This window comes from Mesorhizobium sp. CA14, from assembly GCF_020165195.1.
Lineage (GTDB): Bacteria > Pseudomonadota > Alphaproteobacteria > Rhizobiales > Rhizobiaceae > Mesorhizobium.
Genome location: NZ_JAIUHR010000023.1, coordinates 83137 through 109008, shown reverse-complemented (window position 1 = coordinate 109008; position 25872 = coordinate 83137). Strand labels below are relative to the sequence as shown.

Below are 25872 nucleotides of genomic sequence, written 5' to 3'. Positions count from 1 at the left end.
CGCCCCGGCGCCCGCTCCCGCGCCAAAACCGGCGGCGCCGAGCCAGCCGACGGCGAAGGTCATGCCGCTGCCGGGCTACGGGACGGCCAACGGCAGCACCAGATACACGCCGCCGCCCTCAAACGATTCCATCGACGACACATTGATGCACGAACTCGAGACCTCTCTCGACGAAACGCACTCCCAGCCGCCACCCAGCAAGCCCGCGGCCAAGCCTTCGCTCGATGACGAGATGACCAAGCTGCTTGGCGAACTGGGCAGCCACAAGCGTTGACCGGATGACGGCAACTTGCCGGCAGAAGCGGGCCTTTCCGCGCCCTGAGCACCGAAAACGAAAATGGCCGGAAATCCGGCCATTTCGACGTTTTCTTGCCTATCCGGTTCGCGTCAGTCGTCGCGATAGACCTTCTCGCGGCGTTCGTGACGCTCCTGCGCCTCGATCGACAACGTCGCGATCGGACGCGCGTCGAGCCGCTTCAACGCGATTGGCTCTCCGGTCTCCTCGCAATAGCCGTAGGTGCCTTCGTCAAGGCGCTGTAGCGCGGAGTCGATTTTCGAGATGAGCTTGCGCTGGCGGTCGCGGGCGCGCAATTCGATGGCGCGGTCGGTTTCGGAGGAGGCGCGATCGGCCAGGTCGGGGTGGTTGGCGTTTTCCTGCTGCAGGATTTCTAAGGTTTCGCGTGCTTCGCGCAGAATGTCGTTCTTCCAAGTGATAAGCTTTTGGCGGAAGTACGATTTTTGCCGTTCGTTCATGAACGGCTCGTCTTCGGAGGGTACGTAATCGGCGGTAACGATGTCGTTCATTCGACTCACCCAACAACCCCAAAATTTGGCGCCTATATATTCGGGGACAAGAGCCTGCACAAGCGCTATCGGCGAGAGTTTCACGCAATTGTTAGTCTCGCATCGGCAACTCCGGCGACGACGTTGTTTCAACGGCACAAAACGAAATCGCACATGATTCGTTGCAGTCGCCGGCCGGCCATTGTGTAAGACGTCGTTCTGGTGACTAATCGCGCGTTGCCACGAAGGCGTCGCCATGGAGGTACGGTTTGAGCAGGCTTTATCTCTTACGGCATGCCAAAGCCGGCTGGGCGCTGCCCGGCATGCGCGATTTCGACCGCCCGCTCGACGAATCGGGCATGGCCGATGCCGAAGCGATTGGAGAAGCCATGCGCACCCGCAACTACGTGCCGGACGTCACCCTTTGCTCCAACGCCAGGCGGGCGAGGCAGACGCTGGAAGGCCTGGCGGGGCGCACCGACACCGGCCGAATCCTGTTCTTCGACACCCTCTACAGCGAGGATGCGGCCGGCTATCTCGACATCATCCGCAAGAATGGCGGCGCCAACTCGCTTCTGGTGATCGGCCACAACCCGATGACCGAAGATCTGGCCATGGCGGTGTCGGGCGACGGCGATGAGGCGGCGCGCCGCATGATGAACCACGGTTTTCCGACCTCCGGCCTTGCTGTGGTGCGCTTTCCCGGCCAGCTTGCCGAAGCGGCGCAGGGCAACGGCTATCTCGAAGCCTTTCTCACGCCCGCCGACCTCTGAGACCATTTCAAACGCACGGTCCAGGGCCTATATCGGGCGCTGACGCGCAACCAGAGGCTGATTTGGCATCATCGCTGACCAATTTCACCGACGAGGCAAGGATTGCGCTCGACACGCTATCTGGCCGCGCCGCCGGGCTCTTCTCTCCGTCATTGCGTCTTGGCGTCACCGGGCTCTCCCGCGCCGGCAAGACGGTGTTCATCTCCGCCCTCGTCCACAACCTCATCCATGGCGGACGCCTGCCCCTCTTCGAGGCGCAGAAATCCGGCCGGATCGCGCGCGCCTTCCTCGAGGAGCAGCCGGACGACGCCGTTCCGCGTTTCCAGTATGAGGACCATGTCGCGGCTCTGGTGAACGACCGCGCCTGGCCGGACTCGACCCGCGCCATCTCCGAGCTCCGGCTCACCATCGAATATGAGTCGGCTTCCGGTTGGAATCGCCTGTTTTCAGCCGGAAAACTTTCCGTCGATATCGTCGATTATCCCGGCGAGTGGCTGCTCGACCTACCGCTGCTCGGCAAGTCCTTCGCCGACTTTTCGCGCGAGGCGGTCGAGCTGGCCGCCCTGCCCGTCCGCTGCGACCTGTCGCAGGCCTGGCGGGACCTGGCTTCCACGGTCAGCCCCGATGCCGACGCAGACGAGATGATGGCGCGACGATTGGCCGAAAGCTTTGGCGCCTATCTGAAGGCCTGCAAGCTCGACGACCCCGCGCTGTCGACGCTGCCGCCCGGCCGTTTTCTGATGCCGGGCGACCTCGAAGGCTCTCCGGCGCTCACCTTCGCGCCACTGATGACGTTGGCGCAAGGCCGACCGCGCTCCGGATCACTGCAGGCGATGATGGAGCGCCGCTACGAGGCCTATAAGACGCATGTCGTCAAACCATTCTTTCGCGAGCACATCACCCGCCTCGACCGGCAGATTGTGCTGATCGACGCCATGCAGGCCCTCAATGCCGGCCCGGCCGCCATGGCCGATCTGGAGCGTGCGGTGACCGAGATCCTGTCCTGCTTCCGGCCTGGACGGGGTAATTTCCTCACCGACTTCTTCTCGCGCCGCATCGACCGCATCCTGGTCGCGGCGACCAAGGCGGACCATCTGCACCATGAAAGCCATGACCGGCTGCAGGCGATCGTGCGCCGGCTGACCGACCGGGCCGTCGCGCGAGCGAATTTCAGCGGCGCCGCCGTCGATGTCGTCGCCATGGCCGCAGTTCGCTCGACCCGCGAGGGCACGGTGAAACAGGGAAGAGAGACGCTGCCGGTCATCATCGGCACGCCGCTCAAGGGCGAGAAGATCAACGGCGAGACATTCGACGGAAAGACCGAAACCGCCATCTTCCCGGGCGATTTGCCGGAAAAGGTGGACGCCGTGTTCGACATTTCCGGATCACCGCCCGACAGCAGCGAACCGGCGATCCGCTTCGTGCGTTTCCGTCCGCCGAAGCTCGAACGCACCGCCGAAGGCGTCACGCTGTCCCTGCCGCATATCCGGCTCGACCGCGCGCTGCAGTTCCTGATCGGAGATCATCTGGCATGACCGCGCCCCGCAAACCGGCGGCCTTCCGCATCGAGCCTGAGGCCGAGGCGCCGCAACCACAGCGAACCCACGCCGCCGAGGAACAGCCGGCGCGCCGGCCACGTGCCGCGAGGGCGGATGTGGCGGTCGTGATCCCCTCGGAAGTCGACGTCTTCGACGAGCCGGACATCGAGGCCGCGGTTCCGCCGCCGGCGACGACTCCGAGAAAGCGTTCGCTGCTGGCGCGGCTGTTCTTCGGCGCTCTGAGCGTGCTCGTCTCGCTGGCGGTCGGCCTGTGGGCCGATCAGCTGATCCGCGACCTGTTTGCGCGCGCCGAATGGCTCGGCTGGTTGGCGGCCGGCATGGCGGCGATCGCGCTGCTTTCGCTGTCCGTCATCCTCATTCGCGAGTTCCTTGCCATCGCCCGCCTGGCCGAAGTCGAAAAGATGCAGAAACGGGCCCTGGATGCCGTGGCTCGCGACGATCCCAAGGCGGCGCGCGCCTTGGTCGACGAGCTCTCGGCTTTCGTAGCGGCAAAACCCGAGACCGCAGCCGGCCGCCGCTCGCTCGCCGAATTGCGCGGCGAGATCATCGACGGCGCAAATCTGGTGCGGCTCGCCGAGACCGAAGTCCTGTCGCCTCTCGATGCGCGCGCCAAAGTCATGATTCTGGAAGCGGCGAAGCGCGTGTCGCTCATCACCGCGGTCAGCCCCCGCGCGCTGGTCGATATCGCCTATGTCGTGTTCGAGGCCGGGCGGCTGATCCGGCGCCTCTCCGAGCTCTATGGCGGCCGCCCAGGCACGCTCGGCTTCTTCCGGCTGGCGCGCGGCGTGCTCGCGCATCTGGCGGTGACGGGCTCGATCGCGGTGGGCGACAGTTTCGTGCAGCAGATCGTCGGCCACGGGCTTGCCGCAAAACTCTCGGCAAAACTCGGCGAAGGCGTGGTCAACGGCATGATGACGGCGCGCATCGGCATCGCCGCGATGGAAACCGCCCGCCCCTTGCCATTCATCGCCGTGAAGCGCCCGGGCCTCGGCGATTTCCTCTCGGCGCTGACGTCTTTCGCGGCACGAAAGAACGGCCAGAACGACCGATAAGGTAAACGCGCGGCCCATTGCGGGTGACGAAGCATTAACCAATCTTCTGCATGGTCAGTCCGGTCCCAAGAATAGACTCTTTCGTGCCGGGTGTCGTCGATGAGAAGCGTAATCCTGTCCTGCGTCCTGCCTGCCGCCATCGCGATTGCCGCGCCGCTCGGCCTCGTCGAAAAGGCTCTTGGCGCAGAGCCGGACAAGCAGTTTTTCCGCTCCGTCGAAGGCAGATGGGTCGGCCCTGGCGAGATCATCGCCGGCAAGTACAAGGGCACCAAATTCACCTGCGATTTCAATGGCTCGACGCCCGCCAGCAAGCTCGGCATGACGCTTGACGGCGGCTGCAGGGTCGGCGTGTTCACGCAAAAGATGTCGGCCAGTGTCGAGCGCAAGGGCCGTGATGGTTACAGGGGCACCTTCATGGGCGGCTCGACCGAAAGCGGCATGGACATTGTCGGCGGCAATGTCGTCGACGCCCAGAAGGTCGTTTTCACCATCAACCGCAAGCAGTTGAACGGCGTCATGCAGGCGCGTGTGCCCGACGGCAATTCGATGACCGTGACGGTGGCCGTGCGCGTCAACAATCAGCTGGTGCCGGTGATCGGCATGAGCCTGAAGCGGGTCGATTCGGTCGAAGTCGGCGCCATCGCCAAGAACTGATCCGGCGCGGTCCCGGCAGCCCGCGTCCACGCTCGCGAAAATAGACAGATCAAGTCAAAGTCGGGGAGTGGCAGGCGACTTTGCGGCCAGGGCGATATTCCTTCAGTTCCGGCCGCTCAGAACGGCACCGGTCCGCCGCGATCGGGCATCGCGGATGGAAGCGGCATCCGGACGGGGGCTTCAGCGGGCTCGGCACGTCGCCGGTGAGGATGATGCGCTTGCGCGCGCCCGCAGGCGTCGTCTCGACGATGGGAACCGCCGAGATCAGCGCCTGGCTGTAGGTATGGGCGGGTGTCGCAAAGACCTCTTCCGCCGGGCCTTCCTCGACGATCGAGCCGAGATACATGACCGCGATGCGGGTCGAGACCTGGCGCACCACAGAGAGATCGTGGGCGATGAAGACATAGGTGAGCTTCAGCTTCTCCTGCAGGTCGGCGAGCAGGTTGACGATCTGGGCCTGCACCGACACGTCGAGCGCGGAAACCGGCTCGTCCAGCACGACAAGGTCGGGATTCAACGCGATGGCCCGCGCGATGCCGACGCGCTGGCGCTGCCCGCCGGAGAATTCGTGCGGATAGCGCATCATATGGTCCGGCAACAGCCCGACCAGCTCGAACAGCTCCGCCACCCGCGCGGTGATCTCACGCGCCGAAACCTTGCCGTGGATGCGCAGCGGCTCGGCGACGAGATCGCCGACGCGCCGGCGCGGATTGAGCGAGGCCGAGGGATCCTGGAAGACCATTTGCAAGCGCCGCCGCAGCGGCCTGAGCTCGGACAGCGATTTCGAGGTGATGTCGTCGCCTTCGAACAGAAGCTTGCCGTCGGTGATATCGTAGAGCCGCACCAGGCAGCGCGCCAGCGTGGACTTGCCGCATCCGGATTCGCCGACAAGGCCCACTGTCTCGCCGTGCCGCACGGTCAGCGAGACATTGTCGACCGCATGCACCGTTCGCCTGCCTTCGGCGGAAAAGCGGGTGCCGATCGAAAAGCGTTTTGCCAGCGAACGCGTCTCGAGGATCGGGCGATCTGTGTCTGTCATCGGTTCGCTCATGCTTATGCCACCCGAAAGCACGCGGCGGCATGCGCGCTCGCGCCGAGACCCGGCTTGCCAGCCTCGCAGGGCTCGTAGCGGACCGGGCAGCGCGGGCCGAAGGCGCAGCCTTGCGGCAGCCGCAGCAAGGATGGCGGCGAACCGGGGATCGCCAACAGGCGGCGTGGTTTCTCGCCGGTCAGCGGCGGGATCGAGCCGAGCAGCGCGCGCGTATAAGGGTGTCGCGGATCGGAAAACATCTCCGTGCGGGTGCCGCGCTCGACCACGCGGCCGGCATACATGACCATGACCCGGTCGGCGAGTTCGGAGACGACACCCATGTCATGCGTGATGAAGACCACGGCCGATTTATGTTTGGCGCGCAGCTTGCGCACGAGATCGAGGATGCCGGCCTGCACGGTGACGTCGAGCGCGGTGGTCGGCTCGTCGGCCACCAGCAGCGCCGGATCGCAGGACAAGGCCATCGCGATCACCGCGCGCTGCCGCATGCCGCCGGAAAGCTGGTGCGGATAGCGCGACATCGCCTCGTGCGGGTTGGGGAAATTCACCTCCGCCAACAGCTGCTCGACGCGCTCCATCGCCTTCGACTTGCTAACACCACGATGCGCCCGGATCTGCTCCGCGATCTGCCAGCCGATCGTGTAGACCGGCGTCAGCGCCGTCATCGGGTCCTGGAAGATCATCGCGATCTCGTTGCCGCGCAGACGGCGAAGCTCGCGCGGCGGCAAGCCCACGAGTTCGCGACCCTTGTAGCGGATTGAGCCTTCGATGGTGGCGTTCGGATCGGTGATAAGTCCCATCACGGCGAGCAGCGACACCGTCTTGCCGGAGCCGGATTCGCCAACGACACCGAGGATCTCGCTTTCCTCGAGGTCGAAGGAAACGCCGTCGATGGCGCGCACCGGCCCGTCATGGGTGCGGAAGGACACTTTGAGATCGCGCACCGACAGTATCATGATGCCCTCAGGCGCGGATCGAGAAGGATGTAGACGAAATCGACCACCGCGTTGGCGATGACTACGAACATGGACGCGTACATGACCGTCGCCATGATCATCGGCAAATCGAGGTTCTGCAGCGCGTCATAGGTCAGCTTGCCGATGCCGTGCAGGCCGAACACGACCTCGGTCAGCAAAGCCGAGCCGCCCACCAGCGCGCCGAAGTCGAGGCCGAACAGGGTGACGAAGGCGATGAGCGAGGTGCGCAGCGCATGGCGAAACAGGATGCGGGTCTCCGACAGGCCCTTGGCGCGGGCGGTGCGGATATAATCTTCCTGCATGGATTCGATGATGGCCGCGCGCAGCACGCGCCCGTAAATGCCGATATAGAGGATGGCCAGCGTGATCCATGGGATGACCAGCGTCAGGAACCAGCCCTTGGGATCGTCGGAAAAGTTCTTGTAGCCGAGCGGCGGCACCCAGGAGAACGCCCAGCTGTCGTGATAGCGGCTCTGGGTGATCAGGTTCATCACCTCGCCCAGCCAGTAGACCGGCATGGAAATGCCGAGCAGGCCCAAAGCCATCAGGAGCTTGTCCAGCCAGCTGTCGCGGATGGCCGCTGCGACGATGCCGATGATGATGGAGACGACCACCCACAGGACCGCGGCGCCGAACACCAGCGAAAGCGTGACGGGGATCGAATCCATGACGGCCGGCACAACCTTCCAGCCGCGGTTGACGAAGGAGGTCAGGTCGCCGGTGACGAAGATCTTTTCCATCATGCGCGTGTATTGCACGTAGAGCGGCTGGTCGAAGCCGAAGCTGTGGCGCACCGCCGCCAGCACTTCCGGAGAAGCGTTGCGGCCGGCAATGCGTGCGGCGGGATCGGCGCCGGGCGTGGCGAAGAAGATCAGGAAGACAATGACCGAGATGCCGAACATCACGAACAGCATCTGGCCGAAACGGCGCAGGATGGCATAAAACATCAGTCGCGCCCCAGCCGGACCTTGGAGCGCGGGTCGAGCGCATCGCGCAGGCCGTCGCCGAAGACGTTGAGCGCCATGACCGAAACGGCGATCGCCAGGCCGGGCACCAGCGCCACCAGCGGCCTTGTGTAGAGCAGCGCCTGCCCGTCCTGGATGATGGTGCCCCAGCTCGCGGCCGGCGGCTGCACGCCGATCGACAGGAACGAAAGCGCCGACTCCGTCAGCATGTTCAGCGCCATCATCAACGGCACGAAGACGATGAGCGTGGTTGTGATATTGGGCAGGATGTCGCGCCACAGGATGCGCCAGCCCGGCACGCCGAGATTGATCGCGGCGAGCACGAACTCGCTGTGGCGCAGCGCCAGGACCTGCCCGCGGATCGGACGCGCGACATAGGGTATATAGACAATGCCTATGATGATGATCGGCAGCCATAGGCTGCCCGACTGGATCTCGATCGGTCCGATCGCGATGCCTTGCGCGATGGTGACGATGGAAAGCGAGATCGCCAGAAGGTAGATCGGGAATGCCCAGAGCACGTCGAGCAAGCGCGACAGCACCGTGTCGGTGATGCCGCCGAAATAGCCGGCGATCAATCCCGCCAGTGTGCCGAAGATCAGCGTGAAGATGGTCGCGGCGCCGGCAATCAGCAGCGAGTTGAGCCCGCCATAGAGCAACCTTGCCATGACGTCCCGCCCTTGGCTGTCGGCGCCGAGGAAGTAATTGCCGAGCCGCCAGGTCGGACCGATCGGCGTGTAGCCAAGCCCCAGCCCCTCGGTCGACTGTTCCATCACCGGAACGTCGGCGCCGTCGATCTGGATGACGGCGTCGAGCGTCGAGGCGAACGGGTCCGTGCCCGCCCATTTCGCATAGAGCGGCGCACTGAAACAGGCGAGAACGATGATGAGGAACACGGCCAGGGAAGCCATGGCGGCCCTGTCCGTTGCCAGCTTCGCAAACGCGACGGCCCAGGGCCCCCGCGTCTTGCGCGGCATGGCGGCGACTTGGCTGGACACGATATGTGCCTTCCGCGGTTCGTTACTGCACCCAGGCCCCTTACTGCACCCAGGACTGGGTGATAATCCAGTTGAACTGCGGGTTGAACTTGAAATTGCCGATGCGCTTGCTGACGAAATCAAGCCGCTTCGGCGTGAAGAGGCCGACCGCCGGCGCCTTGTCGGTGACCTGCTTGTCGATTGCCGCCCACAATTTGTCGGCCGCCTTCTGGTCGGCCACGCCGAGGTCCAGCGCCTTCTGCATCTGGGCGTCGATATCCTTGTCGCAGAAGCCCGAGATGTTGATCGAGGCGTCCGAACCTTCGCGATAGGAAGCGCAGCTGAACAGGATGTTCAGGAAGTCCGACGCCGCCGGATAGTCCTTGTACCACTGCGTGACGGACATCTGCACTTTGTTGTTGGTGTTCTGGATATAGGTGAACTGCAGGTTGGACGAGATCGGCTTGACGTCGGCGACGTAGCCGATGTTGGTCAGCACGCTCTGCAGATAGACGCCGATCGCCCGCGAGATGGCGGTGTCCTCGACGATGATGGTCACTTTCTGGCCCTTGGTGCCCGATTGCTCGACGAGCTGCTTGGCCTTCTCGACATCCGGAGCCGACCATTTGGCGCCCGGGTTCTTGGTGAAGGGGCAATAGTCCTCATGACCGGGGAAATCCGGCGGCAGGACCTGGCAGACCGGCGAAGCTAGCACCTTGCCGCCGAACAGCTTGACCAGCGTGTTGCGGTCGACCGCGTAGGCGACGGCCTGGCGCGCCTTTTCATTGTCGAAGGGCGCCATGCGCGTATTCAGCGGCGCGTACCACCAGGCCGAAAGCGGCGAGATGTGCAGCTGGTCCATGGACTTGCTGCCGAGTTCGCCGAGGCGGTCGCTCGGCAGCGCGTCGAACATCCAGTCCGCTTCGCCGTTCTGGATCGCCGTCACGGCGGCCTCTTCCGAGAGGCCGAAATCGTACTGCACGACATCCGGATAGCCGTCCGGCTGGGCTTCCTCGCTCCACTGCTTGAAATTGGGATTGCGGGAAACCGTCATGCCCTTGTTGGGATCGAAGGCCGAGATCATGTAGGGGCCGGTGCTGGGGATCGGCTTGGAGCCCATGTCTTCCGCCGGCGTGTCCGCGGGCAGGATCACGGCATGCGGCAAGGCGAGCTTGTAGAGGATCTCGGCGTCCGGCTTGGTGAGATTGAGGGTGATCGTGTCGGCCGCCTCGTCGGCGACGACGCCGCCTTCCAGCGTGCAGCTCTTGGTGTCGGCCAGGCATTTGTCGGCGCCGACGATGCCGGCATAGAAGGTGCCCGACGTCGGGCCGGAAATCTTGAAGATGCGCTGGAAGGAGGCGACGACGTCCTTCACGCCGAGGTCCTGGCCGTTGGAGAACTTGATGCCCTTGCGCAGCTTGAAGGTGAAGGTCTTGCCGTCATTGCTGACCTCGGGCAACGCCTCGGCCAGGTCGGGAACGATGGAAAAGCCGTCGACGCCCTCGGCCTTGCGGAAGGCGACCAAGCCGTCATAGATCGGCTGGTACATCTGCCAGCCCTGGTCCGTGTAGTTGATGTGCGGATCGAGCGTTCCGGCCGCCGAACGGGCGAGAAGGCGAATGGTGCCGCCACGGTGCTCCTTGAGATATTCGGCCTGCGCCGGAGCGAGCCATGAGCCGGCCAGCAATGCCGCGGCCGACGCCGCCAAAAGCAGTTTCTTCATGTCGTCATTCCCCTTTTCAGTTGTCGTTGTCGTCCAGGAAGTTTCCCACCACACGCATGCAGAGATCCTGCTCCTCGACATGCGGCATGTGGCTGGAATGCTCGAATATCTGCCAGCGCGATCCCTTGATGCCGTCCTTGAACGGCTGCACGGTCGCGGGCGTGGCTTCGTCGTGACGGCCGGAGATGAGGAGTGTCGGAACATCAATGGCCGGCAGGCGGTCGATGACGCTCCAGCTCTTCAGCGTGCCGATGACGTGGAATTCGTTCGGGCCGTTCATCACATTGTAGACGGTCGGATTGCGCACGATCTGGGCGAAAGTCTCCGTCACCTGGGGCGGGAACGGCACGACCCGGCAGACATGCCGTTCGTAGAACCGCATCGTCGCTTCCTGGTAAGCCGGATCGTCCGTCGTGCCGGCCTGTTCGTTCTTGGTCAGCGTCTCCTGCACGTCCCTGGGCAGATCGGCGCGTAGCCGGTTGGCTTCCTCGACCCAAAGTTTCATCGAAGCCGGCGAGTTGGCGATGGTCAGCGACTTCAGGCCCTTCGGGCGGGTCACGCCATATTCGGCGCCCAGCATGCCGCCCCAGCTTTGACCCAGCACATGGAAGCCGCCGCGGATGCCGAGATGGTCGACGAGGTTTTCCAGCTCGTCGATGAAGAGTTGGGGCGTCCAGAAATCGCCGCCCTTTTCAGGCAGCAAGGTGGATTTGCCGCAGCCCAACTGGTCGTAGTGGATGACGGCGCGGCCGTCCCGGGCAAGAAGCTTGTAGGCATCGACGTAATTATGCGCGGCGCCCGGCCCGCCGTGCAGGATCACGACCGGAGCCTTGCCGGCATCGAGCTCGCCGCTGATCCGATACCAGGTCTCATAGGCGCCGAAGCCGGCCCGCCCTTCCTTGCTGACGATCTCGGACGACATTCCGGTTCCCCCAGTGGTTGAAGACATCTCGCTGTCGCCTAGTTTGCCGTCGGGCCGGACTGCACCCATTCTTCCAGCATCTGCACGCCGAAAGCCGTGGCGCCTTCCCGGCCCAGTGGCCGGTCCTTGTCGGCCAGTTCCTTGCCGGCAATGTCGAGATGAACCCAGGGGCGGTCTTCGGTGAAATTGCGCAGGAAGGCCGCGGCATAGGGCGCGTCGCCGTCTTCCATGTCCTTGGCGTGATGCCGCATGTCGGCGAAGGGCGATTGCAGCCCCTCATCATAGGCCCGGTCGAGCGGCAGCTGCCAGAACCGCTCGCCGACCTTTTCCCCGGCCGCGATCATGCGCGAGGCGATGGTATCGTCGGTGCTGAAAAGGCCGGCGAAGACCGAGCCGAGGCCGCGCATCACCGAATAGGTCAGCGTCGCCAGGTCGACGATCACCGAGGGATTGAAACGCGAGGCGGCATAATAGAGGCAGTCGGCCAGGATCAGCCGGCCTTCCGCATCCGTGTCGAACACTTCCACGGTCTGGCCCGACGCAGTCGTGATGATATCGCGCGGCTTGAGCGCGGTGCCGGACGGCATGTTCTCGGCAATGCCGAGCACGCCGACGGCATGCACTGGGCTGCCTTGCCGGGCGAGCGCAATCAACAGGCCGACCACGGCGGCTGCGCCGCCCATGTCGGCCTTCATGTCGAACATCTGCTCGCCGCGCTTGATGCACAGGCCGCCGGAATCGAAGCAGACGCCCTTGCCGACGAAAGCCAATGGCTGCGCGGGAGCGCCCTTGCCGCGATAACGCAGGACGGCGACCCGCGGCGGTCGCGCCGAGCCGGAGCCGACGGCCAGGATCGCATTCATGCCCAGCTCCTTCAGCTGTGCCGCATCGAGGATCTCGACATCGATGCCGGCCTCGCGAAGAGGCTCCAGGTGGTCATGGAAATTGTCGGGGTGGAGATGGTTCGGCGGCAGGTTGACCAGCGTGCGCGCATATTCGACGCCGTCGGCGATGGCATTGACCCGAGCCAGCGCCGCCTTTAGCTCCGGACCGGCCGCGCCGATCAGTTGCACCCTCAGCGTTCGGTCAGCTCCTGCCCCTTGCCGCCGGTTGCGCATGTCGAAACGATAGCGCCGCAGCCGCATGCCGAGCGCGACCCGCGCCAGGATTTCCGCGGCGGGCAGATCGACGCCGACGATGGGATCCAACACCAGAGCGGCCGTGCACTCGCCCTTGCCTTCCAGATGGGCGGCAAGCGAACCGCCGGCCCGCGCCAGCGAAAGCGGGGTTACGGCCTCGGCCCTGCCCAAAGCCAGCACCACGACGCGGCGGGCGGACATAGCCTTGGGAGCGATGACGTCAACGCAGGCGCCGGATTCCTCAAGAACGGCCGACTCGGAACACGCACGGGACAAGATCCCGTCCATTTCAGCGTCAAGTGCCCCTGCCCGGGGCCCAAAACCTGTTTGAGCAGTTTGCAGGATCACGACGACCGAGGTTTCCGCGGAAATCTCGTCCGCCGCTTCGAAGACCGGCGCCGGCGACTGAGGCATAAAAGCCCGTTCTCCCATTCTGGAGCGCCCCGCCGAGGCTTAGCTGGCGTCGTTACGCAAAGCTTCGCCGGTCACCGGTGGAAGCCGGTCATACCGGTTTCCACCGGTGGTGGAATGGCATCGGAGTGCCCAAACAATCGTTTTCGGATGGCGACTTAGTCGCTCTTGCCTTTTGGGTATCCCCGAACCGGCCAGGCGATCAAACGCCAATTTTGCCCAAGTCGATTGACAAAAACTCAACTGACATTTCATGATCGGCCAATGGCCCTGCCCTCACTCAACGGCATGCGCGCTTTCGAGGCCGCCGCGCGTCTCGGCAGCATCAAGGATGCGGCGGAAGAGCTGCATCTGACGCCCTCGGCCGTCAGCCGCCACATCCGCGCGCTCGAGAGAAACCTCGGCCAGGACCTGTTCGAACGTGGCTTTCGCCAGATCACCCCGACCATCAGGGGCTCTTACTACGCGCGCAGCCTCTCCGAGGCGTTCGAGGCCATCTGGCGCGCCACCGGCGATGTCAGCTTCGTCGATGGGCCGGGGCACGGCAGGACCCAGCGTGTCCGAGTGCTCTGCGTGCCGGCGGTTTTGAACCTTTGGCTGGCGGACCGGCTGCCGAATTTCCGCAAGCTGCATCCAGCCGTGGACCTGGAGATCTCTACCTCGGGCAAGCGCGCCAACTTCGATTTGGCTATTGTCGACGAGTTCGTCTACAAGGCCGGCCCGGCCCTGACGCTGCTGATCCCGCTGGTCCTGACCCCGGTCTGCGCGCCCTCGCTGCTGGAAGGGCCGGTGCCGCTCAGAACGCCCGCTGATCTGGTCAATCATCATCTGATCCATGAATGCGAGAGCATGCGCTGGCGGCGCTGGCTGGAGCAGGAGGGCGTTCTGGACGCCACGCCCAAATCCAGCACGACGCTCGATGACTGCACCTTGATCATGCGCGAGGTGATAAACGGCGCGGGGATCGCTTTGGCCGATACCATGATGGCCCAGGACTTTCTGCAGCAAGGCAGGCTTGTCGCTCCTTTCAGCGCCCGCCACACCTATCCCGCCGGCATCTATCTGCATCAGCGCCGCAGCATCGGGAACAAGCCCGGAACCGGCCTTTTCCAAGATTGGCTGCTCGCCGAGATCGCCGACCATAAGCGCGCGATGGGTATCGCGTAGCGTATCCCGAAGCGGTGCCGATCGAAGCGCTGCGCAAGAAAAAGGCGGCGGCCAAATGGCCGCCGCCCTTGCATTCGCCGACGGTTTGGCTCAACCCTTGATGGTGGCAGTCAGTTCGTCATAGGCCTTGCAGGCTTCGTCGAGCGTCGTCGCGCCCTGATACTTCGTCGTCACGGCCTGCACCTTGGCGGTCAGATCAGCCGCCTTGCTCGGATCCTTGGTGACGGCTGCCTGGAGGGCGGCAGCCATGTCCTGCGCCTTCTTGGCAGCGATTTCCTGCGTGCATTCTGGCCCCTTGGAGCAAGCCGAACCGGCCAACGCCGCAACACCGACGGCAACGAGCAAAAACTTCGTCATGTCAATCATCTCCTCAAAAAAGGCAGCCGCCCATCGCCGCTGCCTCCCAATGGCCGAAGCCCAATGGCCAAAGCCGGCTGTGCCTTAACCTCTGATTGTGGCGGCAGGCAACGACCGGGCCGCATAAACTTGTGTAAACAGGCTGCAATATCGCGGCGGCTCGGATTCAGCCCGCTTAATAAAGCGCGTCGCATGAGGCCGTTCAGACACGACGCGCTTTAGATCAGTTGGAGCAAAGTTCAGCCGCGAGACTGTAGCAGCGCCAGCATGACTGTCGATGCGGCAAGAACGACGGTAAGGGTCAAGGGCCCCGAGGCACCATAGGTATCCACGACATAGCCGCCGACAACCGCGCCGATGGTGATGGCAACCTGGAAGGAGACGACCATCAGGCTACCCGCTGCTTCCAGTGCATCGGGCGCCGCGCGGGACAGATTGGTCGGCAGCACGACCGGCGCCATGCCGAAGGCCAAGCCCCAAAGCGTGACGAATCCGAAGGCGACGGCGATGTGCACACCCCAAAGCACCAATGCCAGCGCCGCAAGCGCCATCAATGCGGCGTTGCCCGCGAGCGCCATGCGGATATTGGCATCGGCCATGCGGCCGCCGGCAATATTGCCGATCACAGCGGCGATGCCAAATCCGAGCAGGGCCAGGGCAATTGGCGCGGTCGCCAGGAGCGTCACATGTTCGAGGAAGGGGCGTACATAGACCGAGCCGGCAAAATGCCCTGTCATCAGCAGAAGAATGGCCAGCATGCCGAGTTGAATGCCACGCCGCCGTGTCAGCCGAAATACATCTGCAAGACTATTGCTGGCCGTGGCGGGCAGGGTCGGCAGGCTAACCAACTGCAGCAGCATGGCAATCACGGCCAGCCCCGCTGTCAAGGCCATGGCGCTGCGCCATCCCAGCCAGTCGCTGATCAACGCGCCGACCGATGGCGCGGCAATGGTGGCGAGCGAGACGCCGAGGGTGACGATAGCCATGCCCCGACCTGTCGCATTGGCGCCAACCAGCCTGGCCACGACGGCAACCGAGAGTGCCCAGAATGCGCTGAGAGCGATTCCGAGCCCGGCCCGGCCCAGCAGCAACAACCAGAAATTGGGCGCCAGCGCGGCAAGGAGGTTGGAACCGACCGCCAAGGCGCTGAGGCCAACCAGCACCGTCTTGCGGTTCAGTCGGCCGATGAGAACATTGCTCAACATGGCCGTCACCGCACCGACCGAGGCCGTGGCGGTGACGACCTGTCCGGCGGTTCCTTCGCTGATGCCGAGGTCCCGCGCCATCGGCGTCAGCAGGCCTGCCGGCAGGAATTCGGCTGACACCAGGGCAAAGCTGGTGGCCGCCAATGAAATGACCGCAAACCAGGTGGCTGCGTTCCACGAAGCTCGCGCGGCGTCATCGAGCTCCGTCGCCGCATCTTCAAGTTGTAGTGTTGTGTCTGTCACTGAAAGATCTCCCAAGGTCGGAGGTCTTCAATAGACGAGTCCTCTCGGATGAGATGTACCTTAAAATCCGAAATTCATGTCCGTTCGTCCGGGAATTGTGCGGCGCACAACGCCTGGCGAGACATTGGTGATGCGTTTGAAGGCGCGCGCGAAGGATGCTTCGCTATCATAGCCCAAACGGGTAGCGACCTCGGCAACCGACAGGCCGTTTTGCCCGAGCAACTCGCGGGCAAGCTGCATCCGCAGACGGGCGAGATAGTGGGCAGCGCCCTCCCCTAACACAGCGCTGAAGCGCTCGGCGAAAATCGAGCGCGATTGGCCTGCCAGGCCGGCAAGGCTTTCCAGGGTCCAGTTATGGCCGGGGTCTCGGTGCATGGCTGCCAGCGCGCGGCCGATATGAGGGTCGCGGATAGCGGCGAGCCAACCGGTCGTAGAGGCGCCAGTGCAATTGACCCAGCAGCGGATGAGCCGGGCCGTCAGCAAGTCGGCCATGCGCGACAGAATCGTGGCGCTGCCCATCTGCGGTTGCGCGGCCTCAGCCGTCATAGCCGCCAGCAAAGGACGGACGACCGGATCGTTGCCGGCCACATCGCACCCCTTGATAATAGATGGCATCAACGTGATCAGTGGATTGAGCGCACAGACGCCCAAGGCCATGGAGCCGCAGAAAAGGGTGCTTGTCGCGCCCGTCCCTTCCCGCACCACCTCACAGACATTGCTCCCCAATTTGGTCACCTGGCAGCTCTCGAGCGAGTCGCCCGCAACGTCCGGCGCGCTGGCCAGCCGGTGAGCGATGCCTTGCGGCAACAGCACCAGATCGCCATCGCGCAACTCCTGCCAGCCTTCCGCCTCGGTATAAATCCAGCATGGACCCTGGCCGACAAAGTGAAAGCGAAGCAGCTTTTGTTGCGGAAAGGCGATGCTCCATGGATGCCGGAGCTCGCAGCGGCCATAGTTGACCCCACTCAAGCGAAAGTCCTGTAGGACTTCGCTGAGCGCATCCATCGGGATATGCAGAGGCGGGCGGGACGAATAGTCAGGCATTCGGCTACTGTATATGCCGAACGTCCGGCAGGCAAGCGGAGGCCGCTTCAACGGCACCCTACCCTTCAAGTCAGTCCGCCCGCCCTTGCCTCTCGCTCCCGGGGCATGCAAGGAGTGCTTCGAGCAACGGGACGACAGGCATGGCAGTTGAAGCGTCGAGCAGCGATCTGGTGCAGGTGGTGGCGCTGCTCGCCGCGGGCGTCGTTGCCGTGCCGATCTTCAAGCGCATGGGGCTTGGGTCGATCCTCGGCTATCTCGCCGCCGGCGTGGTCATCGGCCCGTTCGGCCTGCGCATCTTTTCCGAACCGGAAGCGATCCTCCATGTCGCCGAGCTCGGCGTGGTCATGTTCCTGTTCATCATCGGGCTGGAGATGCAGCCGTCGCGACTCTGGGGGCTGCGCCGCGAGATCTTTGGACTTGGCGCGCTGCAGGTCGGCGTCTGCGCGGTGCTTTTGACCCTCGTCGGATTGGCCGGAGGCTTTCCGATCGCGCAGTCCTTCGTCGCCGGCGCCGGCTTCGTCCTGACCTCGACGGCGATCGTCATGCAGCTGTTGGAGGAGCGCGGCGAGATCGCCACGTCGAAAGGCCAGCGCATCGTTTCCATCCTGCTGCTCGAAGACCTGATGATCGTGCCGCTGCTCGCGCTGGTGGCGTTCCTTGCGCCCGGCGGCGCCGAGACCAGTTTTTCGGAGCGGCTGACCGAAGTTGGCATCGGCATCGCTGCGATCGTCGGGCTGGTCGTGGCCGGCCGTTACCTGCTCAATCCGCTATTCCGCATCCTGGCCGACGCCCGCGCCCGCGAAGTCATGACCGCAGCGGCGCTGCTGGTGGTGCTGGGTTCGGCCCTGGCCATGCAGCTCTCCGGATTGTCGATGGCGATGGGCGCCTTCCTCGCCGGCGTGCTGTTGTCGGAATCGACCTTCCGCCACCAGCTCGAAGCCGACATCGAGCCCTTCCGCGGCATCTTGCTCGGCCTGTTCTTCCTCGCCGTCGGCATGTCGCTCGACCTTGGCGTCGTCGCCCACAACTGGCGGCTCGTCGCCATCTATGTCGTCGCCTACATGGTCATGAAGGCGCTCGGCATCTACATTGTCGCGCGCATTCTGAAGAGTGGCCATCGAGAGGCGCTGGAACGCGCCGTCTTCATGGCGCAGGGCGGCGAGTTCGCCTTCGTGCTCTACTCGTCCGCCGCCGCGGTCGGCATCATCGACGGCCAGGCCAACGCCACACTGACCGCCATCGTCATCATCTCGATGGTGCTGACGCCGCTCGCAATCGTGGCGCTGCGTTACCTCACCCCGCGCGACGAGCAGTCCCTCGATGGCGTCGATATCGCCGACGGCCTCACCGGCAGCGTGCTGATCATCGGCTTCGGCCGCTTCGGCCAGATCGCCAGCCAGCCGCTCCTGCTGCGCGGGATGGACGTCTCGATCATCGACAACGAGGTGGAGATGATCCAGGCGGCGGCCGATTTCGGTTTCAAGGTCTATTACGGCGACGGCACAAGGCTGGACATCCTGCATGCGGCCGGCGCCGGGCGGGCCCGCGCAGTGCTGATCTGCGTCGACAAGCCCGACGCCGCCGTGCGCATCGCGCAGCTGATCAAGGCCGAATTTCCTTTGGTCACCATCCTGGCGCGCGCCTTCGACCGCGGCACCGCGCTGCAGCTCGTGCGCGCCGGCGTCGACTACCAGCTGCGCGAGACCTTCGAATCGGCGCTGGTCTTCGGCGGCTCCGCGCTGGAGGCGCTTGGCGTCGATCCCGAGGAGGTCGCCGAAGTCATGGAGGATGTGCGACGCCGCGACGAAGCGCGCTTCGAGACGCAATTGGCCGAGGGCGTGCGCGCCGGCCAGCGTTTCCTCAAGGGCAATATCGGCACGCCGATCCCGACGCCGCTCACGCAGCCACGCCGCGCTGGCCGCGCGCTGAACCAGGAAACCGCCGTCGTGCTGAACCAGGCAGAGACCAAGAACTGAGGGGCAAATATGGCAGAGCTCGATCCGCGAGCGCTTTCGGTCATCAAATTCTGGCGCGACGCCGGCGAGGACGCCTGGTTCGAAAAGAGCGACGCCTTCGACGCCGGTTTCCGCGACCGCTTTCTCGAGCTGCATTACGCCGCCGCGCGGCGCGAATGCGACGACTGGAATGCGCATGCCGAAGGATCGCTGGCGTTGATGATCCTGCTCGACCAATTTCCACGCAACTGCTTCCGCGGCACCGGCCACATGTACGCGACCGATCCGCTCGCCAGATACTTCGCCGACAGGGCAATCGCCGCCGGCCAGGACCTCGAGCTGGAAGAACTGTTTCGCGTCTTCCTCTATCTGCCTTTCGAACATTCCGAATTGCTGGCGGATCAGGAACGGTCGGTCGAGCTGACGGTCGCCAGGGCGCCCGACTATCTGAAATATGCCGAGGAGCATCTGGAGATCATCCGGCGCTTCGGACGTTTTCCGCATCGCAACCGCATGCTTGGCCGCGCAACGACGGCCGAGGAGCAGGCATTCTTGGACGGTGGCGGTTTTTCCGGCTGACCAGCCGGCTTTGGAGCAATTCCAGGAAAAGTGTGAGCGGTTTTCCGTCCGGAATTGCGACAATGCAAAATCAGCCGAGCCACCATTCGCGGCCGGACGGCAGCCGCTCGATGCCAGACGTGTCGACGGCTTTGAGCCGTTCCGACACGCTCCTACCGCCGACCGAAAGCCCCGGCGCGATTTCGGCCAGGGGCGCCAGCACGAAGGCGCGCTCCAGCATGCGCGGATGCGGCACTTCAAGCCCGGTCTCGTGGATCACCCGGTCGCCGAACACCAGGATGTCGATGTCGATAAGGCGCGGCCCCCAGCGCTCCTCGCGCACGCGCTTCAACCGCCTCTCTACATCGAGGCAAAGCTCGAGCAGCGCGCGTGGCGAAAGCGCCGTCTCGATCGCGGCGGCGGCGTTGAGGAAATCGGGCTGGTCAAGCTTGCCCCAGGGCGGCGTGCGGTAAAGCGAGGAGACGGCGGTGACACGCGTCGCGTCTTCGCCGTCCAGCATGCGCAACGCCGCGCCCATGGACTTCGCCGGATCGCCGAGATTGCCGCCGAGACTGAGGTAGACGGCGCTATTCTGGCCAGACAACGGTCACCTCGACATGATCGAGCACGCCCGGCACCGGAGCGTTCGGTTTGCGCACGGTGATCGCGGCTTTCCTGATCTGAGAGAACCGCGTCGTCAGCGCCTTCGCCACTTCCAGCGCCAGCGCCTCGATCAGGAAGCGGCGATGTCCGGTCACGATCTTCTCGATGACCGCGAAGGCGACGCCGTAATTGACGGTGTCCTCGATGGAATCCTCGGTCAGCGGCCGGCTGGGTTCGACCGTAAGCTCGGCATCGACATAGAAACGCTGGCCAAGCGTCTCCTCCTCGTCCAGCACGCCGTGGCGGGCGAAGAAGGCGCAGTTCTTCATGCGGATGACGTACATGATCAGTGTCCGGGAGGAAGCTCGGTTTCGCGTTGAAGCATAGCATCGGTCACCGCCAGCGCATCCACGTTGATTGCGACATCGTGGACGCGAAACAGGTCGGCTCCCTTCAAGCGCAGAATGACGCTGGTGGCCGCCGTGCCGGCTGCCCGCTCGCCCGGCTCGCGCCCCGTCGCGGTACCGATGAAGCGCTTGCGCGAAGTCCCCGCCATCAGCGGATAGCCGAGCGCCTGAAGCTCGGAAAACCGCGCCATCAGGTCGAGGTTCTCCTCCGCCGTCTCCTTGGCGAAGCCGAAGCCGGCATCGAGCACGATCTGGCCGTCGGCGACCTTGCCGGCGCGCGCGATCTCCAGCGATTTGCGCAGGAACAGGAACTGGTCCTCGATCACGTCGGGCAGCTTCTGCCGTTCGCGTCCGGTATGCATGATGACGAGCCCGGCGCCGGTCTCGGCGGCGACGCGCGCGATGCCCGGCTCACGCTGCAACCCCCAGACGTCGTTGACGATATGAGCGCCGGCGGCGACCGCCCGCCGCGCCGTATCCTCGCGATAGGTGTCGACCGAAATCAGCGCCTCGCCGGAAGCTGCGAGCGCCGCAATGACCGGCAGCACGCGCGCCTGCTCTTCCTCGGCGGCAATCGGGACAAAACCCGGCCGCGTCGATTCCCCGCCGACATCGATGATCGCCGCGCCCTCCTTCACCATGCGGCGCGCCTGCTCCAGCGCCTTCTCGGGCGCGATGAACAGGCCGCCGTCCGAAAAACTGTCGGGCGTCACGTTGAGGATGCCGGCGACGACCGCCTCCGGACCGAGGTCGAGATAGCGTCCGTGCGCCAACTGCCATCGCCTTGTCGTCATTGTCCATCAACCATGCGTGATCCGCGCGAAATCAATTCCGTTGCGCCGGCGACGGCCCTAAAGCAAGGTGCGTGAAGAGGCAATATGATGAACCGCTCCCTGCTCTGCGCCCTGATGCTCTCGCTCACTGCCCTGCCGGCGGGCGCGGCCAATCTGGTGAAGACCTACAGCTATTTCAGCGTCGGCGGCCGCACGCTCGACGACATCCAGAACCAGCTTTCGAAAAACGGGCCCGAAGTGAAGAGCACCGGCTCGCGGCACCCGGGCGCCACGCAGATGGCCTTCACCACCCGCATCAGCTACGCGCAGAGCGCCGGGTCCTGCCGCATCGCCGACGCTGCCGTCACCGTGAAGGTCAAGGTGATCCTCCCCGAATGGCGGCGCCCGCGCAAATCCGACCCCGGCGTCAGGCTGGTCTGGGACACGCTCTCGGCCGACATCAAGCGGCATGAGGAGCGCCATGTCGAGATCGCCAAGAACCATGCGCGACTGCTCGAGGATGCGCTGAAGGCACTCCCGCCGCAAAAGACCTGCGAGCAGGCGAAGCTCAACGCCGCCGCGGTCCAGGCAGCCGAGCTCGCCAGGCACGATCAGGACCAGGTCCGCTTCGACCGCGTCGAGAGCGTCAATTTCGAAAGCCGTATCCTCCGACTGATGCGCTACCGGATGCAGCGCGTCGAAGCCGGGCAACTGCCGCCGCCTTGACCTGAGGCAAGCCTATCCGAGGCCAATTTCGCCCAAGCATGGTGCCAGACCGGGAAAACTTTCGAAGGACGGTCGAAATCGGTCTATATCGAACGACATATAGCGGGTTCCAAAACGCTCGAGCCGCTATCCACGATGAGAAATGACAGGCGCGACCGGCCAGAGCCGTCTTGGCGCGCCAAGCATCAGCCTTTGAAAGAACGACGCATGGACCAGACCGTCGAGACGATGGCGCCGAAAGCCGCGCCGCTCATGAGCGAGAGCGAGAAGAATACCATCATCGGCGGTGTGCTGTTATCGATGCTGCTGGCGGCCCTTGACCAGACCATCGTAGCCCCCGCCCTGCCGACGATCGCGGGCGCGCTCGGCCATGCCGAGTATCTGCCATGGATCGTCACCGGCTATCTTTTGACCGCAACGGCTGTGGCGCCGCTCTACGGCAAGATCTCCGACGTCTATGGACGCCGGCCGGTGATCCATGCCGGCATCCTTATTTTTCTGCTCGGCTCGTTGGTCAGCGCGCTCGCGCCCAACATGCTGGTGCTGGTCATCGGTCGCGCCATCCAGGGCGCCGGCGGCGGCGGTCTTTTCGCACTGGCACAGACGGTCATCGGCGATCTCGTGCCGCCGCGCGAGCGCGCCCGCTACGCGGCCTGGATCTCCGGCACCTGGGCGGTGGCCAGCGTCGCCGGTCCGCTGCTCGGCGGCGTCTTTGCCGAACACCTGCACTGGTCGTTGATCTTCTGGATCAACCTGCCGATCGGCTTCCTGGCCATGGCCATCGTCAACAACCCGCTGAAGAAGCTGCCGATCGCGGCCAAGCATCACCGCATCGACGGGTTGGGGGCGGTGCTCCTGGTCATCGCGACCACGCTGCTGCTCCTGGCGCTCAGCTGGGGCGGCAGCAGATATCCCTGGTTCTCTCAGGAGATTCTCGGGCTCGTGGCCTGCTCTGCCGTGTTCTGGTTCTTCTTCGCGCTGAGGCTGCTGAGGGCGGCTGAGCCTTTGGTCTCGCTCGAAGTGCTGGGCAACCCGATCGTGCTCGCCGGTACGCTGTCGATGTTTCTGCTACAGGCCGCCAACATCGGCGCGTCGGTCTACCTGCCGGTCTATTTGCAATCGGTCGTCGGGCTTTCCGTGAGCGAATCCGGCACGGCGATGCTTGGCCTGCTGCTCGGCACCGTTGCCGGTGCCACCTTCAGTGGCCGCATGATCCCACGCTTCGTCCACTACAAGCGCATCGCCATGATCGGGATCTGCCTGGCAATACTGTGCATAGGCCTGCTCAGTGCCATTGCGGGACACGCCTCGCTGCTCGAAGTCGAAATCCTTACCACGCTGATCGGCCTGGGCAGCGGCACGACCTTTCCCGTCAGCACCGTCTCGGTCCAGAACGCGGTCGACCGGGCGCATCTCGGCGTCGCAACCGGCGTCCTGACCTTCCTGCGCACGCTGGGCGGGGCGCTGGGTGTCGCCATGCTCGGCGCCGTTGCGCTTGGCTATGGCCTGCCCCTCGCCGCCGAAGGCTCGCAGACGCACATCCAACTGACGTCGGCGATGCCTTTCGTGATGATCTTCCTCACCGCCGGCATCACGCTTGTGCTGGCGCTGATCACGCTGGCCTTGATGCCGGAAAAGGAACTGCGCGGACATGACGAGAACGTCGCGCCCGTGCTCGCGGAATAATTTCTTCAGTCGTGGGCGCCGAGCTTCTTTGAATACGTGAGCACCGAAAAGCGCAGGAAGCTGCCGTCGCAGGCCGGCATCACCTGAATATCAATACGCTTTAATCGTGGACGCCGAGCTTCTTTTGCAGGCTGGTCGATGACGTCGTGTACTGGAAGACGATACGCTCGCCGGGGCTGACGATGCGCTTGGCAGCCTGCGCCATCAGCGCCACCTCATGGAAGCCTGACAGGATCAGCTTGAGCTTGCCGGGATACCAGTTGATGTCGCCCACCGCAAAGATGCCCGGGACCGACGTCTGGAACTTCTCGGTATCCACCGGGATCAGGTTCTCGTGCAGGTTGAGGCCCCATTCGGCAATCGGCCCGAGCTTCATGGTGAGGCCGAAGAATGGCAGCATACGGGTGCATGGCACCTCGACGTCGCCATCCGGGCCCCCCTTGATGGTCGCCGATGACAGCTGCCCGTCGGCGCCGGCAAGGGAGCTGACCTGACCGACCAGGAATTCGAGCTGCTTCATCTCCTGCATGGCATACATCTTGTTGACGCTGTCGGGCGCGGCCCGGAATTCCGGGCGGCGATGGACCAGCGTCACGCTTTTGGCGATCGGCTGCAGGTTGAGCGTCCAGTCGAGCGCCGAATCGCCGCCGCCGACGATGACGAGGTCGTGGCCGCGGAATTCCTCCATGCGCCGGACGGAATAGAAGACGCTCTTGCCTTCATACTCCTCGATGCCGGGAATGGGCGGGCGCTTGGGCTGAAACGAGCCGCCGCCGGCGGCGATCACCACCACCTTGGCCTCGAACAGCTCGCCCTCGTCGGTGGCGACGCGGAAGCTGCCGTCCTCCAGCTTTTCAAGGCTCGAGACCATGCGGTTGAAGGTGAAGTCCGGCTTGAACGGATGGATCTGCTCCATCAGCTTGTCGACGAGACCCTGGGCCGAGATCGTGGGCCAGCCCGGAATGTCGTAGATCGGCTTTTCCGGATAGAGCTCCGCGCATTGCCCGCCGGGACGATCAAGAATGTCAATCAGATGGCATTTCATGTCGAGCAGGCCGAGCTCGAATACGGCGAACAGGCCGATCGGCCCTGCCCCGACAATGAGAACGTCCGTCTTGATGGTCTCGGTCATGCGCTGCGCCCCGTTGGCAAACGGTGCGAGACTGCATGAGCTATCGCCTGCTGCCAAGCAGCCAGCGCGAAGAAAACTGGAAGTCGGCTTTAGCCCTGGCGCTCGGGCACGCGTACCACCAGCCCGTCCAGCGCGTCGCGCACCTTGATCTGGCAGGAGAGGCGCGAGTTCGGCCGGACGTCGTAAGCGAAGTCCAGCATATCCTCTTCCATCGCCTCCGGCTCGCCGACCTCGGCCGTCCAGGCCTCGTCGACATAGACATGGCAGGTCGCGCAGGCGCAGGCGCCGCCGCATTCGGCTTCGATGCCGGGCACCGCGTTGCGGATCGCGTTTTCCATGACCGTCGAGCCGTTTTCGGCGTCCACGTCAAATCGGGTCCCGTCATGGGCGATGTAGGTCAGCTTGGTCATTAAGTCACCTGAGGAGTCGCAGCCGAGATAATCACTCCGCCGGACAAGTCAACTGCGGCGCGAAAGCGCCACCAAATGACGTTTTCGAAAAGATAATGCTAGCGGCTGATGCCGGCGATGAAATCGCGCACTTCCTCGATCAGCGTGCCGAGCCGCTTGAGCGCGCGGACATCTTCCGGCTGCATTTCGATGATCGCCGCGCACTCGGCGACCGCAAAGGCGCCGATGCCGCGCGCCGAGCCCTTCAAGCCATGCGCCAGAAGCACCCGCTGCCTGGCGTCGGCATCGGCGATCTGGTCACGGACGGTGAGCGACTGATGCACGAACAGCGCCAGCACCTCCCGTTCGAGGTCGCGGTCGCCCATTGTCTGACGTGCCAGATGGCCGAGGTCCACAGGTCGAGCTCCGGCTGTTCCGGAGACATCTCCCCCCGGCATGGAAAACGCAATACCACTTTCGCCACGCATACGCACTGCAACTCCATCAAGCGGGCAGACGGGCCCAGGAAAATATGCGACTCCCGTCGCCAACGGGTTAACGATTGCAGAGGAAAAATGTTGTCACGGAGGCGGCCGGATCACGCTTCCGTTAACCTTATATTTAAAGTTTTACGTATCGCC

Annotated in this window: 26 protein-coding genes and 1 pseudogene; 10 read left to right on the top strand and 17 right to left on the bottom strand. The window is 64.2% G+C overall.

Annotated features, from left to right (window positions below):
* A pseudogene (locus tag LB565_RS21840) lies at window positions 1–274 on the top strand (hypothetical protein); the annotation flags it as partial.
* Between the two features lie 113 nt (window positions 275–387).
* Here the strand turns inward: LB565_RS21840 and dksA are convergent.
* The gene (gene dksA / locus LB565_RS21835; protein WP_224512009.1) at window positions 388–804 is read right to left on the bottom strand and encodes an RNA polymerase-binding protein DksA; all 417 of its coding nucleotides are present in this window, start codon (window positions 802–804) and stop codon (window positions 388–390) included.
* Between the two features lie 248 nt (window positions 805–1052).
* On the opposite strand from dksA, the gene LB565_RS21830 reads away from it, so the two are divergent.
* The 4 genes from LB565_RS21830 (at window position 1053) to LB565_RS21815 (ending at window position 4821) form a co-directional block, all read left to right on the top strand.
* Window positions 1053–1556 (top strand): SixA phosphatase family protein, encoded by a 504-nt coding sequence (locus LB565_RS21830; RefSeq protein WP_224587628.1) that lies wholly within the window; start codon window positions 1053–1055, stop codon window positions 1554–1556.
* A gap of 62 nt (window positions 1557–1618) precedes the next feature.
* Window positions 1619–3091: a YcjX family protein gene (locus LB565_RS21825; protein ID WP_224587626.1), complete on the top strand. Its 1473-nt coding sequence runs from the start codon at window positions 1619–1621 to the stop codon at window positions 3089–3091.
* Window positions 3088–4167 (top strand): YcjF family protein, encoded by a 1080-nt coding sequence (locus tag LB565_RS21820; protein WP_224587624.1) that lies wholly within the window; start codon window positions 3088–3090, stop codon window positions 4165–4167. The genes LB565_RS21825 and LB565_RS21820 overlap by 4 nt, the downstream gene beginning before the upstream one ends.
* Window positions 4168–4266: 99 nt before the next feature.
* Window positions 4267–4821 (top strand): hypothetical protein, encoded by a 555-nt coding sequence (locus tag LB565_RS21815; RefSeq protein WP_224587622.1) that lies wholly within the window; start codon window positions 4267–4269, stop codon window positions 4819–4821.
* 49 nt (window positions 4822–4870) lie between these two features.
* Here LB565_RS21815 and LB565_RS21810 read toward each other — a convergent pair whose 3' ends face one another.
* The 7 genes from LB565_RS21810 to LB565_RS21780 all read right to left on the bottom strand — a co-directional run bounded on the left by LB565_RS21810 (window position 4871) and on the right by LB565_RS21780 (window position 12989).
* Window positions 4871–5860, bottom strand: coding sequence for an ABC transporter ATP-binding protein (locus LB565_RS21810; protein ID WP_224587620.1), 990 nt, complete (start codon window positions 5858–5860; stop codon window positions 4871–4873).
* Window positions 5861–5874: 14 nt separating this feature from the next.
* Entirely contained in the window at window positions 5875–6828 is a 954-nt protein-coding gene (locus LB565_RS21805; RefSeq protein WP_224587618.1) for an ABC transporter ATP-binding protein, read from the bottom strand.
* Entirely contained in the window at window positions 6825–7796 is a 972-nt protein-coding gene (locus LB565_RS21800) for an ABC transporter permease (protein ID WP_224587617.1), read from the bottom strand. The genes LB565_RS21805 and LB565_RS21800 overlap by 4 nt, the downstream gene beginning before the upstream one ends.
* Window positions 7796–8791 (bottom strand): ABC transporter permease, encoded by a 996-nt coding sequence (locus LB565_RS21795; protein ID WP_224587638.1) that lies wholly within the window; start codon window positions 8789–8791, stop codon window positions 7796–7798. Before LB565_RS21795 ends, LB565_RS21800 begins: the two co-directional genes overlap by 1 nt.
* Before the next feature lie 61 nt (window positions 8792–8852).
* Entirely contained in the window at window positions 8853–10514 is a 1662-nt protein-coding gene (locus tag LB565_RS21790) for an ABC transporter substrate-binding protein (RefSeq protein WP_224587615.1), read from the bottom strand.
* Between the two features lie 16 nt (window positions 10515–10530).
* Window positions 10531–11436 carry a proline iminopeptidase-family hydrolase gene (locus LB565_RS21785; protein WP_224587605.1) on the bottom strand — a complete coding sequence of 302 codons (906 nt, stop codon included), beginning with the start codon at window positions 11434–11436 and terminating at the stop codon, window positions 10531–10533.
* A 38-nt stretch (window positions 11437–11474) separates the two neighbouring features.
* Window positions 11475–12989: a leucyl aminopeptidase gene (locus tag LB565_RS21780; RefSeq protein ID WP_224587603.1), complete on the bottom strand. Its 1515-nt coding sequence runs from the start codon at window positions 12987–12989 to the stop codon at window positions 11475–11477.
* 285 nt (window positions 12990–13274) lie between these two features.
* Between LB565_RS21780 and LB565_RS21775 the strand changes: the two genes are divergently transcribed.
* Window positions 13275–14153: a LysR substrate-binding domain-containing protein gene (locus LB565_RS21775; protein ID WP_263488582.1), complete on the top strand. Its 879-nt coding sequence runs from the start codon at window positions 13275–13277 to the stop codon at window positions 14151–14153.
* Between the two features lie 90 nt (window positions 14154–14243).
* Here LB565_RS21775 and LB565_RS21770 read toward each other — a convergent pair whose 3' ends face one another.
* From LB565_RS21770 to LB565_RS21760, 3 genes are all read right to left on the bottom strand, one after another.
* Window positions 14244–14510, bottom strand: a complete 267-nt coding sequence (locus LB565_RS21770) for a hypothetical protein (protein ID WP_224587602.1) — start codon at window positions 14508–14510, stop codon at window positions 14244–14246.
* Between the two features lie 239 nt (window positions 14511–14749).
* Window positions 14750–15958: an MFS transporter gene (locus LB565_RS21765; protein ID WP_224587601.1), complete on the bottom strand. Its 1209-nt coding sequence runs from the start codon at window positions 15956–15958 to the stop codon at window positions 14750–14752.
* A 60-nt stretch (window positions 15959–16018) separates the two neighbouring features.
* Window positions 16019–17002: an AraC family transcriptional regulator gene (locus tag LB565_RS21760; RefSeq protein ID WP_224587597.1), complete on the bottom strand. Its 984-nt coding sequence runs from the start codon at window positions 17000–17002 to the stop codon at window positions 16019–16021.
* 140 nt (window positions 17003–17142) lie between these two features.
* On the opposite strand from LB565_RS21760, the gene LB565_RS21755 reads away from it, so the two are divergent.
* Complete coding sequence (locus tag LB565_RS21755) at window positions 17143–18978, top strand: monovalent cation:proton antiporter-2 (CPA2) family protein (protein ID WP_224587595.1); 1836 nt, start codon at window positions 17143–17145, stop codon at window positions 18976–18978.
* Between the two features lie 9 nt (window positions 18979–18987).
* Window positions 18988–19536 carry a DUF924 family protein gene (locus tag LB565_RS21750; protein ID WP_224587593.1) on the top strand — a complete coding sequence of 183 codons (549 nt, stop codon included), beginning with the start codon at window positions 18988–18990 and terminating at the stop codon, window positions 19534–19536.
* A gap of 70 nt (window positions 19537–19606) precedes the next feature.
* Here LB565_RS21750 and folK read toward each other — a convergent pair whose 3' ends face one another.
* Genes folK through folP form a run of 3 tightly spaced genes read right to left on the bottom strand, consistent with a single transcriptional unit; the run spans window position 19607 to window position 21319 of the window.
* Window positions 19607–20119 (bottom strand): 2-amino-4-hydroxy-6-hydroxymethyldihydropteridine diphosphokinase, encoded by a 513-nt coding sequence (gene folK / locus LB565_RS21745; RefSeq protein ID WP_224587590.1) that lies wholly within the window; start codon window positions 20117–20119, stop codon window positions 19607–19609.
* Complete coding sequence (gene folB / locus LB565_RS21740) at window positions 20103–20462, bottom strand: dihydroneopterin aldolase (RefSeq protein WP_224587588.1); 360 nt, start codon at window positions 20460–20462, stop codon at window positions 20103–20105. Before folB ends, folK begins: the two co-directional genes overlap by 17 nt.
* Window positions 20463–20464: 2 nt before the next feature.
* The gene (gene folP / locus LB565_RS21735) at window positions 20465–21319 is read right to left on the bottom strand and encodes a dihydropteroate synthase (protein WP_224587586.1); all 855 of its coding nucleotides are present in this window, start codon (window positions 21317–21319) and stop codon (window positions 20465–20467) included.
* 84 nt (window positions 21320–21403) lie between these two features.
* Between folP and LB565_RS21730 the strand changes: the two genes are divergently transcribed.
* Window positions 21404–22024: a DUF922 domain-containing Zn-dependent protease gene (locus LB565_RS21730; protein ID WP_224587585.1), complete on the top strand. Its 621-nt coding sequence runs from the start codon at window positions 21404–21406 to the stop codon at window positions 22022–22024.
* A gap of 207 nt (window positions 22025–22231) precedes the next feature.
* Entirely contained in the window at window positions 22232–23710 is a 1479-nt protein-coding gene (locus LB565_RS21725) for an MDR family MFS transporter (RefSeq protein WP_224587582.1), read from the top strand.
* 100 nt (window positions 23711–23810) lie between these two features.
* Here LB565_RS21725 and LB565_RS21720 read toward each other — a convergent pair whose 3' ends face one another.
* The 3 genes from LB565_RS21720 to LB565_RS21710 form a co-directional block, all read right to left on the bottom strand.
* Complete coding sequence (locus LB565_RS21720) at window positions 23811–24842, bottom strand: NAD(P)/FAD-dependent oxidoreductase (RefSeq protein ID WP_224587580.1); 1032 nt, start codon at window positions 24840–24842, stop codon at window positions 23811–23813.
* An 89-nt stretch (window positions 24843–24931) separates the two neighbouring features.
* On the bottom strand, window positions 24932–25252 hold the full coding sequence (locus LB565_RS21715) for a 2Fe-2S iron-sulfur cluster-binding protein (protein ID WP_041000712.1): 321 nt from the start codon (window positions 25250–25252) through the stop codon (window positions 24932–24934).
* Window positions 25253–25350: 98 nt separating this feature from the next.
* Window positions 25351–25719 (bottom strand): Hpt domain-containing protein, encoded by a 369-nt coding sequence (locus LB565_RS21710; protein ID WP_224587579.1) that lies wholly within the window; start codon window positions 25717–25719, stop codon window positions 25351–25353.
* Between the last annotated feature and the right edge of the window lie 153 nt (window positions 25720–25872).

Excerpts from the sequence above, each read along its gene's own strand:
- LB565_RS21815 (WP_224587622.1), top strand. The coding sequence starts at position 4,267 with ATGAGAAGCGTAATCCTGTCCTGCGTCCTGCCTGCCGCCATCGCGATT.
- dksA (WP_224512009.1), bottom strand. The coding sequence starts at position 804 with ATGAACGACATCGTTACCGCCGATTACGTACCCTCCGAAGACGAGCCG.
- LB565_RS21780 (WP_224587603.1), bottom strand. The coding sequence starts at position 12,989 with ATGCCTCAGTCGCCGGCGCCGGTCTTCGAAGCGGCGGACGAGATTTCC.
- LB565_RS21790 (WP_224587615.1), bottom strand. The coding sequence starts at position 10,514 with ATGAAGAAACTGCTTTTGGCGGCGTCGGCCGCGGCATTGCTGGCCGGC.
- LB565_RS21760 (WP_224587597.1), bottom strand. The coding sequence starts at position 17,002 with ATGCCTGACTATTCGTCCCGCCCGCCTCTGCATATCCCGATGGATGCG.
- LB565_RS21810 (WP_224587620.1), bottom strand. The coding sequence starts at position 5,860 with ATGACAGACACAGATCGCCCGATCCTCGAGACGCGTTCGCTGGCAAAA.
- LB565_RS21715 (WP_041000712.1), bottom strand. The coding sequence starts at position 25,252 with ATGACCAAGCTGACCTACATCGCCCATGACGGGACCCGATTTGACGTG.
- LB565_RS21755 (WP_224587595.1), top strand. The coding sequence starts at position 17,143 with ATGGCAGTTGAAGCGTCGAGCAGCGATCTGGTGCAGGTGGTGGCGCTG.
- LB565_RS21800 (WP_224587617.1), bottom strand. The coding sequence starts at position 7,796 with ATGTTTTATGCCATCCTGCGCCGTTTCGGCCAGATGCTGTTCGTGATG.
- folB (WP_224587588.1), bottom strand. The coding sequence starts at position 20,462 with ATGTACGTCATCCGCATGAAGAACTGCGCCTTCTTCGCCCGCCACGGC.
- LB565_RS21725 (WP_224587582.1), top strand. The coding sequence starts at position 22,232 with ATGGACCAGACCGTCGAGACGATGGCGCCGAAAGCCGCGCCGCTCATG.
- LB565_RS21805 (WP_224587618.1), bottom strand. The coding sequence starts at position 6,828 with ATGATACTGTCGGTGCGCGATCTCAAAGTGTCCTTCCGCACCCATGAC.
- LB565_RS21730 (WP_224587585.1), top strand. The coding sequence starts at position 21,404 with ATGATGAACCGCTCCCTGCTCTGCGCCCTGATGCTCTCGCTCACTGCC.
- folP (WP_224587586.1), bottom strand. The coding sequence starts at position 21,319 with ATGACGACAAGGCGATGGCAGTTGGCGCACGGACGCTATCTCGACCTC.
- LB565_RS21720 (WP_224587580.1), bottom strand. The coding sequence starts at position 24,842 with ATGACCGAGACCATCAAGACGGACGTTCTCATTGTCGGGGCAGGGCCG.
- LB565_RS21795 (WP_224587638.1), bottom strand. The coding sequence starts at position 8,791 with ATGCCGCGCAAGACGCGGGGGCCCTGGGCCGTCGCGTTTGCGAAGCTG.
- LB565_RS21785 (WP_224587605.1), bottom strand. The coding sequence starts at position 11,436 with ATGTCGTCCGAGATCGTCAGCAAGGAAGGGCGGGCCGGCTTCGGCGCC.
- LB565_RS21710 (WP_224587579.1), bottom strand. The coding sequence starts at position 25,719 with ATGCGTGGCGAAAGTGGTATTGCGTTTTCCATGCCGGGGGGAGATGTC.
- LB565_RS21750 (WP_224587593.1), top strand. The coding sequence starts at position 18,988 with ATGGCAGAGCTCGATCCGCGAGCGCTTTCGGTCATCAAATTCTGGCGC.
- LB565_RS21820 (WP_224587624.1), top strand. The coding sequence starts at position 3,088 with ATGACCGCGCCCCGCAAACCGGCGGCCTTCCGCATCGAGCCTGAGGCC.
- LB565_RS21775 (WP_263488582.1), top strand. The coding sequence starts at position 13,275 with ATGCGCGCTTTCGAGGCCGCCGCGCGTCTCGGCAGCATCAAGGATGCG.
- LB565_RS21770 (WP_224587602.1), bottom strand. The coding sequence starts at position 14,510 with ATGACGAAGTTTTTGCTCGTTGCCGTCGGTGTTGCGGCGTTGGCCGGT.